The 12,382-nt window shown below is 75.8% G+C and carries 11 protein-coding genes; 10 read left to right on the top strand and 1 reads right to left on the bottom strand.

The genetic code is table 11. The features are described from left to right. The first annotated feature begins 32 nt into the window (after positions 1–32). From V5O49_RS00770 to V5O49_RS00815, 10 genes are all read left to right on the top strand, one after another. Entirely contained in the window at positions 33–1,100 is a 1,068-nt protein-coding gene (locus tag V5O49_RS00770) for a helix-turn-helix transcriptional regulator (protein ID WP_332900554.1), read from the top strand. Then, positions 1,093–2,067: a helix-turn-helix transcriptional regulator gene (locus V5O49_RS00775; protein ID WP_332900555.1), complete on the top strand. Its 975-nt coding sequence runs from the start codon at positions 1,093–1,095 to the stop codon at positions 2,065–2,067. Before V5O49_RS00770 ends, V5O49_RS00775 begins: the two co-directional genes overlap by 8 nt. A gap of 10 nt (positions 2,068–2,077) precedes the next feature. After that, a complete protein-coding gene (locus V5O49_RS00780) occupies positions 2,078–2,434 on the top strand; it encodes a hypothetical protein (protein ID WP_332900556.1) in 357 nt (118 codons plus the stop codon). A gap of 102 nt (positions 2,435–2,536) precedes the next feature. Next, a complete protein-coding gene (gene tatA, locus V5O49_RS00785) occupies positions 2,537–2,863 on the top strand; it encodes a Sec-independent protein translocase subunit TatA (protein WP_278237413.1) in 327 nt (108 codons plus the stop codon). A 10-nt stretch (positions 2,864–2,873) separates the two neighbouring features. Beyond that, positions 2,874–3,647 carry a twin-arginine translocase subunit TatC gene (gene tatC / locus V5O49_RS00790; RefSeq protein WP_278237414.1) on the top strand — a complete coding sequence of 258 codons (774 nt, stop codon included), beginning with the start codon at positions 2,874–2,876 and terminating at the stop codon, positions 3,645–3,647. 35 nt (positions 3,648–3,682) lie between these two features. Continuing rightward, on the top strand, positions 3,683–4,636 hold the full coding sequence (locus tag V5O49_RS00795) for a diacylglycerol/lipid kinase family protein (protein WP_332900557.1): 954 nt from the start codon (positions 3,683–3,685) through the stop codon (positions 4,634–4,636). A 16-nt stretch (positions 4,637–4,652) separates the two neighbouring features. Next, a complete protein-coding gene (locus tag V5O49_RS00800) occupies positions 4,653–7,502 on the top strand; it encodes a DEAD/DEAH box helicase (RefSeq protein WP_332900558.1) in 2,850 nt (949 codons plus the stop codon). 52 nt (positions 7,503–7,554) lie between these two features. Continuing rightward, positions 7,555–9,213: an amidohydrolase gene (locus V5O49_RS00805; RefSeq protein WP_332900559.1), complete on the top strand. Its 1,659-nt coding sequence runs from the start codon at positions 7,555–7,557 to the stop codon at positions 9,211–9,213. Positions 9,214–9,217: 4 nt separating this feature from the next. After that, positions 9,218–10,981: an apolipoprotein N-acyltransferase gene (gene lnt, locus V5O49_RS00810; RefSeq protein ID WP_332900560.1), complete on the top strand. Its 1,764-nt coding sequence runs from the start codon at positions 9,218–9,220 to the stop codon at positions 10,979–10,981. After that, positions 10,978–11,730 (top strand): polyprenol monophosphomannose synthase, encoded by a 753-nt coding sequence (locus tag V5O49_RS00815; RefSeq protein WP_332900561.1) that lies wholly within the window; start codon positions 10,978–10,980, stop codon positions 11,728–11,730. The genes lnt and V5O49_RS00815 overlap by 4 nt, the downstream gene beginning before the upstream one ends. Positions 11,731–11,873: 143 nt before the next feature. Here V5O49_RS00815 and V5O49_RS00820 read toward each other — a convergent pair whose 3' ends face one another. Then, positions 11,874–12,218 (bottom strand): RNA polymerase-binding protein RbpA, encoded by a 345-nt coding sequence (locus tag V5O49_RS00820; RefSeq protein ID WP_278234430.1) that lies wholly within the window; start codon positions 12,216–12,218, stop codon positions 11,874–11,876. Positions 12,219–12,382: the final 164 nt, after the last annotated feature.

A 12,382-nucleotide genomic window follows, 5' to 3' on the forward strand; every position in this document is an offset into this window, starting at 1 on the left:
CCCGAGCGTACCGGGGGATAGCGTGGTGGCCGATGGCTGGTGAGAACGCGGCGGGCGGAACGCCGACACGTCCGGACGAGCGGCTGCTGAACCTCGTCATCGCGCTGGTGAACACCTCGGCGGCGATGACCAAGCAGCAGATCCGCGCCGGCGTGCACGGCTACGACGGCGCGTCCTCGACCGAGGCGTTCGAGCGGATGTTCGAGCGCGACAAGGACACGTTGCGCGCGCTGGGCGTGCCGATCGTCACCGTCGAGGGCACCGGGCACAGCGACGAGGTCGGCTACCGCATCGACAACGAGGCCTACGCCCTGGGCACGGTCGACCTCACCCCCGCCGAGCTCGGGGCGGTCGCCCTGGCGGCCCAGCTGTGGTCGGACAAGACGCTGCGCACCGACATGTCCCGGGCCATGACCAAGCTCGCGGCCGCCGGGGCCGGGGACGCCGTCGGCGACGCGGTCGCCGGGCTGACCCCGCGGGTGCGGGCCGCGGGCGACGCCTACGGCCCGCTGCTGGAGGCGATCTCCGAGCGCCGGGTGGTCACGTTCCGCTACCGGGCGGCCTCGACCGGCGAGGTGCGCACCCGGCACGTGGAGCCGTGGCGCATCGCCGCGCGCGGCGGCGGCTGGTACGTGGTCGGCCACGACCGCGACCGCGAGGCCGAACGCGTCTTCCGCCTCTCGCGCATCGAGGGCCGCGTCCGCCTGGGCGCGACGCCGCACACCTACGAGCTGCCCGACCGCGTCGACGTCGACGCCGCCCTGGGCGCCCGCGTGCGCCACGACAGCACCGCCCGCCTCGCCGTCGTGCCCGAACGGGCCACCGCGCTGCGCGCCCGGGCGCTGGCCACCCCTGGCGGGGACAGCACCTCCGGGGTCCCGGCACCGCCCCCGGGCCGCGACCTGGTCACCGTGCCCTACGGCAGTCTGACCGCGTTCGCCGACGAGGTCGCCGGCTACGGCGCCGCCGTCGTCGTGCTCGAACCCGCCGCGCTGCGTGCCGAGGTCCTGCGCCGGCTGCGCGCGGCGGCCGCCCTAGCCGCCGACACCGACGGTGCCGCAGCTGCCGCCGACCCCGACGAGGAGGCCCGCCGTGGCTGAACGCGCCGACGACCGCCTGGTCCGCCTGCTCGGCATCGTCGCCTACCTCGACGGCGCCGGACCCGTCGACGTCGAGGAGCTCGCCCATCGGTTCGGCGTGACCCCCGCCCGGCTGCGCGAGGACATCGACGCCCTGTGGGTCTCCGGCACCCCCGGCTACATGCCCGACGACCTGATCGACTTCGACGCCTTCTCCCTCGAGGAGGGCCTGGTCAGCCTGACCCAGTCCCGCGGCCTGACGCGCCCGCTGCGGCTGGGCACCCGCGAGGCCGTCGCCCTCGTGGCCGCGCTGCGCGCCATGAGCACCACCCCGGCGGTGCAGGCCGACCCGGGGCGCGCCGCCGTCGTCGCCGCCGCGCTGGACAAGCTCACCGCCGCCACCGGGGAGGCCGCGAGCGCCGTGGACGTGCGGCTGGGCGGTCCGGAGGACGTCGCGACCCTGGAGGTGCTGTCGCGGGCACTGGCGACGGGCCGGCGCGTCCGGCTGCGGTACGTGGACGCCGCGGACGTGACCAGCGAGCGCGAGGTGGACCCGTGGCGGCTGCTGACGCAGTCGGAGGCGACGTACCTGGTGGGCTGGTGCCACCGTGCGGGCGGACGGCGCACCTTCCGGGTGGACCGGGTGCTGTCGGCCGAGCCGACCGACGTGCCGGTCTCGGCGGTGCCCGTCGACGCGGAGGTGGACGTGGCCGCCCAGGTGGTCGCCGACGCCGCGGGCCCCGTGGACGAGGTGCGGGTGCGGTGGGCGTCGGCGGCACGCTGGGTGGCCGAGGAGGTGCCGGTCGAGGAGGTCACGGACCTGCCCGACGGGTCGTTCGAGGTGCGGCTGCGGGTGACGAACCCGGCGTGGCTGCGCCGGCTGCTGCTGACGCACGCGGTGGACGTGCTGGCGGTGGACCCGCCGCAGGTGGCCGCGGAGGTGGCCGCGGCGGCGCGCGCGGCGCTGGCCGGCTACGGGCGGGACTAGGGTGGACGCCGTGTGGGGTTGGATCTGGACGTCGCTGGCGGTGGCCGCCGTGCTGTTCCTGGCGTGGCTGGCCTGGCGCGTGGTGCGCAGCGTCATCGCGCTGGTGCGCGGTGCCGGGCGGGCGGGACGTGTCGCGGGCGAGGCGGCCGAGCGTGTCGGGCAGGCCGCCGCCGCGGCGCAGGCGGACCCGCCGCGGGTGACGGCGACGTGGCACGACGACCCCGCGGTGCTGCAAGCGCGCCGGGACGCGCTGCGCCGGGCGCGCTGGGAGCGTCGCGGTCAGCGCCGGCGGGCGCAGGCCGAGGTGTGGCGCACCTGGTCGCGGAGCACCTGGCTCGAGCGCCGGCAGGCGCAGCGCCGGGGCTGAGCACCGCGGCGGCGGGATGTGTTCCGTCCCACACACCGCTCGGCCTACACTGGCAGTGCGTGCCGGTCGCGGCACGTCCGATCGTCCTGGGAGTTGAAGTCCGTGGGTATCTTCCGCAACCCGGCAGTGATCATCACGCTGATCCTGCTGGTCGTGCTGCTGTTCGGTGCCAAGCGTCTGCCGGACGTGGCGCGCAGCGTCGGCTCGTCGCTGAAGATCTTCAAGAAGGAGATCAAGGACCTGGGCGAGGACGACGACGACACCACGACGTCGCGGCCCGAGGGGTCGGGCACCCACGCCGCGAGCTCGCAGGACGGCAGCACGCCGACCGCGGCCTCGTCGCAGGAGGGGTCGTCGCCGACACCACCGCGCGCGTCGTCGGACGACTCGGCGCAGGTCCCGGGTCGCACCGACCCGCACCAGTCCTGAGAGCCGGCTGATGGTCCGCACCCCCCGGGATCCCGAGGGGCGCATGCCGCTGCGCGAGCACCTGGTCGAGGCGCGGCGACGCATCGTGCGCATCGCCGTCGGCCTGCTGCTCGGCGCGGTGGTCGGCTGGGTCCTGTACGACCCGCTGCTGGACGCGCTGATGCAGCCGCTGCAGCAGGCCGCCGACCGGCGCGGCGCGCTGATCGGGCTGAACTTCGACGGCGTGGCCACCGCGATCGACATGCGGGTCAAGGTCTCGCTGTTCCTCGCGGTGATCGTGTCCAGCCCGTGGTGGCTGTACCAGGTGTTCGCGTTCGTGACCCCCGGCCTGACCCGCACCGAGCGCCGCTACGTGTTCGGGTTCCTGGCCGCGGCGGTGCCGATGTTCCTGGCGGGGTCGCTGCTGGCCTGGTACGTGCTGCCGTTCGTGGTCGAGGTCCTCAACGACTTCGTGCCCGAGGGCGGCTCGAACCTCATCGGCGCCCAGCTGTACCTGAGCTTCGTGATGCGCCTGATCCTGGCCTGCGGCATCGCGTTCCTGGTGCCGGTGTTCATGGTGGTGCTCAACCTCATGGGCACCGTGCGGGCGCGCACCTGGCTGGCCGGGTGGCGCTGGGCGATCCTCATCTCCTTCCTGTTCGCCGCGATCGTGACCCCGACGATGGACGTGCTGAGCATGTTCGGCATCGCGGTGCCGATCGCCGCGCTGTACTTCGTGGCCACCGGCATCTGCTTCGTGCACGACCGGCGGGTCGACCGCCGGCGCGTCGCCCCCGTCGAGTGACGCCGGCCCCGGGACCCGCCGCCCGGCACGTGGGCGTGGCGGTCAACCCCACCGCGGGGGCGGGCCGGGGACGCGTCGTGGCGACCGTGCTGCACGACCGCCTGCGCCGCGCCGGGCACCGTGTCACCGACCTGTCCGGCACCGACGGCGCCGCCACCGCCGCGCGGCTGGCCGCCCGTCACGACCTGGAGGCGCTGGTCGTCGTCGGCGGCGACGGCATGGTGCACCTCGGCGCCGGCGCCACCGCCGGCACGGGCACACCGCTGGGCGTGGTGCCCGTCGGCACCGGCAACGACTTCGCCGCCGTGCTCGGCCTGCCCGACGACCCGCTGGAGGCCGTCGACCGGGTCGTGCGGGCCCTGCACGACGGCACCGCCCGCACGGTGGACGCCATCGAGGTCACCGGCCCGCACGACCCGCCACGCTGGGTCGCCGGCGCGGTCTCGGCCGGGCTGGACGCCGCCGTCAGCGCCCGCGCGCTGGGGATGCGCCGCCCGCGCGGTGCCGCCCGGTACACCGTCGCGGCGCTGGCCGAGATCGCCCGGTTCCGCGCCTGGGACTACGCGCTGGAGCTCACCGGCCTCGTCGACGACGGCGGTCTGCCGGGCCTGACGGTCCACGACGACGCGAGCGCGACCTGGCAGGGCCGGGCCGCCATGGTCACCGCGGCCAACATCGCCCGCATCGGCGGCGGCATCCGGGTCGCCCCGCACGCGCTGGTCGACGACGGGCTGCTGGACGTGCTCGTCGCCAGCGTGACCTCGCGTACGGCGGCGGCGAGCATCTTCCCCGCCATGTACGCCGGCGCCCACACCCGGCGCCGCGACGTGCACCTGCTGCGCGCCCGGGCCGTGACGATCCGGCCCGCGCCCGGCACGCCCGCGAGCGCCGGCCCACCCGTGGCGCACGGGGACGGCGAGGCGCTGGCGGCGCTGCCCCTGACCGCCCGCGCCGTCGCCGGGGCGCTGCACGTGCTGACCTCCGCCTGAGCCGTAGGCTGACGCCATGACGGCAGCACCCAGCCCCGCCGAACGCTACGCCGCCGCCCGGGCCCGCACGGCCCGCGCCCAGGCGGACGCCGGAGAGCTCGGCCGGTTCCGCGACCTGATCGACTTCGAGCTCGACGACTTCCAGGCCGACGCCTGCGCGGCCCTCGAGCGCGGCCGCGGCGTGCTCGTGGCCGCCCCCACCGGCGCCGGCAAGACCGTCGTCGGCGAGTTCGCCGTGCACCTGGCCCTGGCCCGCGGCGGCAAGACCTTCTACACCACGCCCATCAAGGCGCTGAGCAACCAGAAGTACCACGACCTCGTCGAGCGGCACGGCGTCGACGCCGTCGGGCTGCTGACCGGTGACACCTCCATCAACGGCGACGCCCCCGTGGTCGTGATGACCACCGAGGTGCTGCGCAACATGCTCTACGCCGGCTCGACCACCCTGGAGGGCCTGGCCTACGTCGTCATGGACGAGGTGCACTACCTCGCCGACCGGTTCCGCGGCCCGGTCTGGGAGGAGGTCATCATCCACCTGCCCGACCACGTCCAGCTCGTGTCGCTGTCGGCGACCGTGTCCAACGCCGAGGAGTTCGGCGACTGGCTGGCCACCGTGCGCGGCGACACCGCCGTCGTGGTCAGCGAGCACCGCCCGGTGCCGCTGTGGCAGCACGTCATCACCTCGCCCGAGGAGCCGCGCGGACGCCCGCGCCTGTTCGACCTGTACGCCGGGCACGTCGACCCCACCGACCCGGGCACCAACCCGCCGATCGACCCCGACCTGGCGCGGCTGTTCCGCACCCACGGCCGGGCCGGGGCCGCACCCGGCGCCCGCCGCCGCGGTCGGGGCGACCGCGGCTACCGGGGCCGCGGCGGGCGCGGCGGCGGCCAGGGGGCCGTGCCGCAGCGCCGCGTGCCGCGCCGCTACGGCGTCGTCGAGGCGCTCGACGACGACGCGCTGCTGCCCGCCATCTACTTCATCTTCTCCCGCGCCGGCTGCGAGGGCGCCGTCGAGCAGTGCCTGCGCGCCGGGCTGCGCCTGACCAACGCCGAGGAGGAGGCGGAGATCCGCCGGGTCGTCGAGGAGCGCACCGTGACGGTGCCGCCCGAGGACCTCGAGGTGCTCGGCTTCTGGCAGTGGCAACACGCGCTGGCGCGCGGCGTCGCCGCCCACCACGCCGGGCTGCTGCCCGTGTTCAAGGAGACCGTCGAGGAGCTGTTCGCCCGCGGTCTGGTCAAGGTCGTGTTCGCCACCGAGACGCTCGCGCTGGGCATCAACATGCCCGCCCGCTCGGTCGTGCTGGAGAAGCTCGTCAAGTTCGACGGCACCGCCCACCAGCCGATCACGCCGGGGGAGTACACCCAGCTGACCGGGCGCGCGGGCCGCCGCGGCATCGACGTCGAGGGGCACGCCGTGGTCGTCGACCACGTCGGCCTGGACCCCGTGGCGCTGGCCGGGCTCGCCTCGCGCCGGCTGTACCCGCTGCGCTCCAGCTTCCGCCCGACCTACAACATGGCCGTCAACCTCGTCGGGCAGGTCGGCGCCGAACGCGCCCGCGAGGTGCTGGAGACCAGCTTCGCCCAGTTCCAGGCCGACCGCGGCGTGGTCGACCTGGCCAAGCAGGCCCAGGCCCACGCCGAGGCGCTGCAGGGCTACCGCGGCGCCGCCCGCTGCGAGCGCGGCGACTTCGAGGGCTACCTCGCGGTCCGGCGCGCCATCACCACCCGCGAGAAGGAGCTGTCCAAGGTGGCCAAGGGTGCCCGGCGCGCCGACGCCATCGACTCCCTGACGCGGCTGCGCCGCGGGGACGTGGCCGAGGTGCCGTCCGGACGGCGGCGCGGCTTCGTCGTCGTGCTCGACCCCGGCGCCGACGAGGGCGGGTTCGACGGGCCGCGCCCCACGGTGCTGACCCAGGAGAAGCAGGTCAAGAAGCTCACCGTGGCCGACACCCCCGACGGGGTGCGCACCGTGACGCGGGTGCGCATCCCGAAGGGCTTCAACTCCCGCCGCCCCGCCGACCGCCGCGACCTGGCCTCCAGCCTGCGCAACGCGCTGGGGGAGCGGTCGGCACCCGGGGCGGACGACCCGGGGCGCGCCGCGCGCGGCGACCGCGGCGACGTCGCCTCCGACCGCGAGCTGCAGCGGCTGCGCGCCGACCTGCGCGCCCACCCGTGCCACTCGTGCCCCGAGCGCGAGGACCACGCGCGCTGGGCCCAGCGGGCCGAGAAGCTCTCCCGCGAGCAGGACGCGCTGGTGCGGCGCATCGAGGGACGCACCGGCTCGATCGCGCGGACCTTCGACCGCATCTGCGAGGTGCTGACCGAGCTCGACTACCTGCAGCGCGACCACGACGGGCTGCGCGTGACCGAGTCCGGGCGCCGGCTGGGCAGGCTGTACGCCGAGGACGACCTGCTCATGGCCGAGTGCCTGCGCCAGGGCGTGTGGGACGAGCTGCGGCCCGCCGAGCTCGCCGCCGCGGTGTCGGTGGTGGTGTACTCCGGCCGGCGCGAGGAGCCCGAGACCACGCTGGCGGGCGTACCGGGACGCCGCCTGGCCGACGCCGTGGACGCGACCTTCGACGTGTGGGCGCGGGTGCGCGACCTGGAGGCCGCGCACCGGCTCGACGTCACCGGCACGCTGGACACCGCGCTGGCCGCCCCGGTGCACCAGTGGGCCTCGGGCGCGAGCCTGGACACGGTGCTGCGCGGCACCGACATCGCGGCGGGTGATTTCGTGCGCTGGTGCAAGCAGGTCATCGACGTGCTCGACCAGCTCGCGGCGGCCGCGCAGCCGCCGCTGCGCGGGCGTGCCCGCAGCGCCCAGGACGCCGTGCTGCGGGGTGTGGTGGCGCACTCCACGGTGTGAGCGGGCCGGGCGCGACCCCGGCCGGGGCCGCACGTGCCCTAGGCTTTCGGCCGTGACCTCCACCCTGTACCGCAACGGTGTCGTCCACTCCGCCGCGGACCCCTTCGCCGAGGCCCTGCTCGTCGACGACGGCGTGGTGGCCTGGCTCGGCGCCGAGGACACGGCCGCCGGCCTGGCCGCGCGTGCCGACGAGGTCGTCGACCTCGACGGAGCCCTGGTCACGCCCGGATTCGTCGACGCCCACGTGCACACCCTGGAGACGGCGCTGACCGCCGAGGGCACCGACCTGTCCCCGGCGGGCGCCGGAACCCTCGCCGCCGCGCTGGACCGCCTGGCCGCCGCCGCACGCGACCTGGAGGCCGCCGACCCCAGCGGCGAGCAGGTCCTGCTCGCCTTCGGCTGGGACGAGGGCGCCTGGCCCGAACGCCGCGCCCCGTACCTGGGCGAGCTGGACGCCGCCACCGGGGGGCGCCCCACGCTGGCCGTGCGGGTCGACGGCCACACCGCGCTGGCCTCGTCCTCCTTCGCCGCCCGCACCGGCCTGGACCGCACGCCCTCCTGGGACGGCAGCGGGTTGGTCACCGGGGCGGACTACGCCCGCGCCCGCGCGGTCGTGCACGACCTGGACGCGGCACGCCGCGAGACGCTGTACCGGCAGGCGCTGAGCTCGGCCGCCGCGCGCGGCATCGTGGCCGTGCACGAGATGAGCACCCCGCACGTGGACACCCGCGCCGGCCTGCAGATGCTGACGGGGCTGGCCGCGGACCCGGAGTCCCGGCTGCCGCACGTGACCGCCTACCGGGCCGAGCTGTGCACCGGCGCCGACGACGCTTCCGCACTGCTGGCCGAGCTGCCGTTCCTGACGGGTATCGCCGGGGACCTGACCGTCGACGGCACCCTGGGCTCGCGCACCGCCGCGCTGACCGCGCCGTACAGCGACCTGGAGCCCGACGCCCGCGAGCGCACCGGCCGGCTGTACCTGTCGGCGGAGCAGATCGCCACCCACCTGCTGGCCTGCTCGGCCGCCGGGGTCCAGGGCGGCCTGCACGTGGTGGGCGACCGGGCGATGGACGAGCTCGTCGAGGGGCTGGAGATCGCCGTGCAGCGGGCCGACGCCGGCACCCTGCGCGGCGGCCACCACCGCATCGAGCACGCCCTGTTCGTCGACGCCGCGGCGCTGGCCTCGTTGCTGCTGTACGGGGTGGCGCTGTCGATCCAGCCGGCCTACGACTCCACGTGGGGCGGCCCGGACGGGATGTACACCAGCCGCCTGGGCGGTCCCCGGGCGGCGAACCTGTCGCCGTTCGCCGACCTGGCCGGGGCGGGCGTGCCGATCGCGTTCGGCTCGGACAGCCCCGTCACCCCGCTGGCGCCGTGGCAGGCGGTGCGGGCGGCGATCGGCCACGCCGACCCGTCCCAGCGCGTCAGCGCCCGGTCGGCCTTCCGCGCCCACTCGCGCGGCGGCTGGCGGCTGGCGGGCCTGGACCACACCGGTGCCGGCGAGCTGCGCGTCGGTGCTCCCGCCCACCTGGCCGTCTGGCGCGCCGAGTCCCTGGCCGTGCAGTCCGCCCCGGGCCGGCTGTCGCAGTGGAACCCCGAGGCGCGCGCCGGCCAGCCGCTCCTGCCGGACCTGTCCGACGACGTCCCCGACCCCGAGTGCCTGCGCACGGTCCGTGACGGCGTCGTGCTGCACGACGTGCTCGACGGCTGAGCGGATGAGCACCGTGACCGATCCCGCCGTGGCCCCGACGCCCGCGAGCGCCCCGGCCGCACCGTCGTCGTGGACGACGTCCCGGCCGGTGACGCTGCTGCTGGGCGTGGCGGCGGGGGTGAGCCTGTGGGCGTCGTTCCCGGACGTGGCCTTCTGGCCGGCGGCGTTCGTGGCGGTGGGGCTGCTGTTCGCGGCCTGGCGGCGTACGGGTCGGCGGGCGGCCGGCTGGAACGCGCTGGTGGGGCTGGTGGCGGGCTGGTCGTTCTGGCTGCCGCACATCTGGTGGGCGAACTTCGCCACGGACACGGTGCCGTGGGTGGCGCTGGCGACGCTGCAGGCGGTGTTCTGGGCGCTGCTCGGCGCGGCGTGGACCGTCGCGCGACGCCTGCCGGTCCTGGCCCTGCCCGGACCGGGCGCCCGGCCGGGGCCGGCGGTGGGCCGCACCCTGGCGAACGCCGCGGCGTTCGCCGTGCTGTTCGTGGCCGTCGAGCAGGCCCGTTCCCAGGTGCCCTTCGGCGGGTTCCCGTGGGGCCGGCTGGCGTGGACGATGGTGGACGCCCCCACGGGGCGGGCGGCCTGGCTGGGCGGCACGGTCGCGGTGTCGCTGCTGGTGGCGCTGGTCGGGGTGCTCGGCGCGGTGGCGGCGGGTCGGCTGGTCGCGGCGGTGCGCGCGGCCCGGGCCGCGCGACCGGTGCGTCCGGCGCTGCTGGGCGCGGGGGCCGCGGTGGTCGGTGGCGCGGTGCTGGTCGTGGCGCCGGCGGCGCTGCCGCTGCCGGCCGGGCCGGACCCGCTGCCGCAGGTGGCGACGGTCGACCTGGACACCGTGGTGGTGGACGCCGGCACGGCGACGCACGAGGGTGACGGGCCGGTGCTGCGGGCCGGGGCGGTGCAGGGCAACGTCGCCGAGCCGGGGCTGGGCTCGTTCGCCAACCGTGCCGAGGTGCTGAACAACCACCTGGACGGCACCGACGTGCTGGCCGACCGCGACGACGACCTGGACGTGGTGCTCTGGCCGGAGAACGGCTCGGACCTGGACCCGCAGGAGGTCACCGAGGTCGCCGGGGCGATCGACGCCGCGGCGACGCGGGCGGGCGCCCCGATCCTGGTGGGTGCCCAGGAGTTCCCCGCCACGGGGGGCCGCTACAACGTCTCGCTGCTGTGGCAGCCGGGGGTCGGGGTGGTCGACCGCTACGCCAAGCAGCACCCGGCGCCGTTCGGGGAGTACATCCCGCTGCGCGGCTTCGTGCGGATCTTCTCCGACCAGGTCGACCGGGTCACCAACGACATGCTGCCCGGTACCCAGCCGGCGGTGATCGACCTGCCGCGCGCCGACGGGTCGACGGCACGCCTGGCGACGGCGATCTGCTTCGAGGTCGCCTACGACGAGATCGTGCGCGACGCGGTGCTGCGCGGTGCGCAGGTGCTGGTGGTGCCGACGAACAACGCCTCGTTCGGGTACACGGCCGAGTCGACGCAGCAGCTGGCGATGACCCGCATGCAGGCGATGATCACCGGACGCGCGGCGGTGCAGATCTCCACGGTGGGGGTCTCGGGCGTCGTGGCGCCGGACGGCACGCTGGTGGCGCGCACCGGGTTGTTCACCGCCGACCAGATCGTCGCGGAGCTGCCGCTGCGCACCACCCTGACGCCGGCGGTCCGCGCCGGCGAGTGGCCGGGTGCCGTCGTCGAGGCGGCCGCGGTGCTGCTGGTCGCGGCGGGCGCCCTGTCCCCGATCATCAGCCGCCGCCGTGCGGGAGGAGCTTCGTGAGCACCCTGGTCATCATTCCCACCTACGACGAGCGCGAGTCGTTGCCGGTGACGGTGGAGCGGCTGCGCTCCGCCGTGCCGGACGCGGACGTGCTGGTGGTCGACGACGGATCGCCGGACGGCACCGGGCGGTGGGCCGAGCGGGCCGCCGCCCACGACGAGCGCCTGCACGTGCTGCACCGGTCCGGCAAGGGCGGGCTCGGCGCCGCCTACGTGGCCGGGTTCGGCTGGGGGCTCGAGCGCGGCTACGACGTGCTGTGCGAGATGGACGCCGACGGCTCGCACCGGCCCGAGGAGCTCGAGCGGCTGCTGGAGCGCGCCGCCGCCGCGGACGCCCCGTCGCTGGTGATCGGCTCGCGCTGGGTGCCCGGCGGGCGGGTGGTGAACTGGCCGTGGCACCGTGAGCTGCTCTCGCGCGGGGGCAACACGTACGTGCGGATCATGCTGGGCATCGCGGTGCGCGACGCCACGGGCGGCTACCGCGCCTTCCGGGCGGACACGCTGCGGGCGCTGGACCTGGCGGCGGTGGAGTCGCACGGCTACTGCTTCCAGGTGGACATGACCTGGCGGGTGCTGCGCGGCGGGGGATCGGTGGCCGAGGTGCCGATCACGTTCGTCGAACGCACGGCCGGCGAGTCGAAGATGTCGCGCGCGATCGTGGTCGAGGCGCTGACGAAGGTGACCCGCTGGGGGCTGCGCCACCGCGGCGAGCAGCTGCGCGGGTTGCTGCGGCGCGCCGACCGCGGCTGATCCTCGCAGCGCTGGCCGCCGTCGGCCCCGCCCCCGAGCGTTGTGGGCATGAAAAATGCGGTTCTCCCCGGGGGAGAACCGCATTTTTCCCACCCGCAGCAGCACGTGCCGGGGGTGCCCGTCGGGCGGGCGAGCAGTGCGACTCAGGCGGAGCGGCGCAACTTGCCGGCGCGCAGCAGCTCGAGGCGCTCGTCCAGGAGCTCCTCCAGCTCGGAGACGGTGCGGCGCTCGAGCAGCATGTCCCAGTGGGTGCGCTGCGGCTTGCTCGGCTTGGCGTCGGGACGCTCGGCGTCGCGCAGCAGCGCCTCGCCGCCGCACTGGCACTCCCAGATCGGGGGGACCTCGGCGTCGGTGGAGAACGGCAGGATGATCGTGTGGCCGTTGGGGCAGTCGTAGTGCGCCTGGAATCGCGGGGCGAAGTCCACGCCCTCGTCGGACTCCATGCTCTTGCTGCCGATGCTCATGCCACGGAGGGAGCGGTCGGGCATGTCGTCCTCCACAGGTCGGGGTACAGGGGGCCGTGGGATCCAACGCGCCGTCGACGGCGGTTGTTCCGCCCGGGCGTGAAGGTCCGGTGAAGCGTACCGGTTCCCTGGGGTGCGGGCCCGGCGACGGACTCCAATGTGGCGACCAGCGGCCCTGCTCGCAAGTT

Source organism: Isoptericola haloaureus, from assembly GCF_036689775.1.
Lineage (GTDB): Bacteria > Actinomycetota > Actinomycetes > Actinomycetales > Cellulomonadaceae > Isoptericola > Isoptericola haloaureus.

Bases quoted from the DNA above. Each gene is read 5' to 3' on its own strand.
- V5O49_RS00770 (WP_332900554.1), top strand. From the start codon at position 33: ATGGCTGGTGAGAACGCGGCGGGCGGAACGCCGACACGTCCGGACGAG.
- tatC (WP_278237414.1), top strand. From the start codon at position 2,874: ATGGTCCGCACCCCCCGGGATCCCGAGGGGCGCATGCCGCTGCGCGAG.
- V5O49_RS00800 (WP_332900558.1), top strand. From the start codon at position 4,653: ATGACGGCAGCACCCAGCCCCGCCGAACGCTACGCCGCCGCCCGGGCC.
- lnt (WP_332900560.1), top strand. From the start codon at position 9,218: ATGAGCACCGTGACCGATCCCGCCGTGGCCCCGACGCCCGCGAGCGCC.
- V5O49_RS00820 (WP_278234430.1), bottom strand. From the start codon at position 12,218: ATGCCCGACCGCTCCCTCCGTGGCATGAGCATCGGCAGCAAGAGCATG.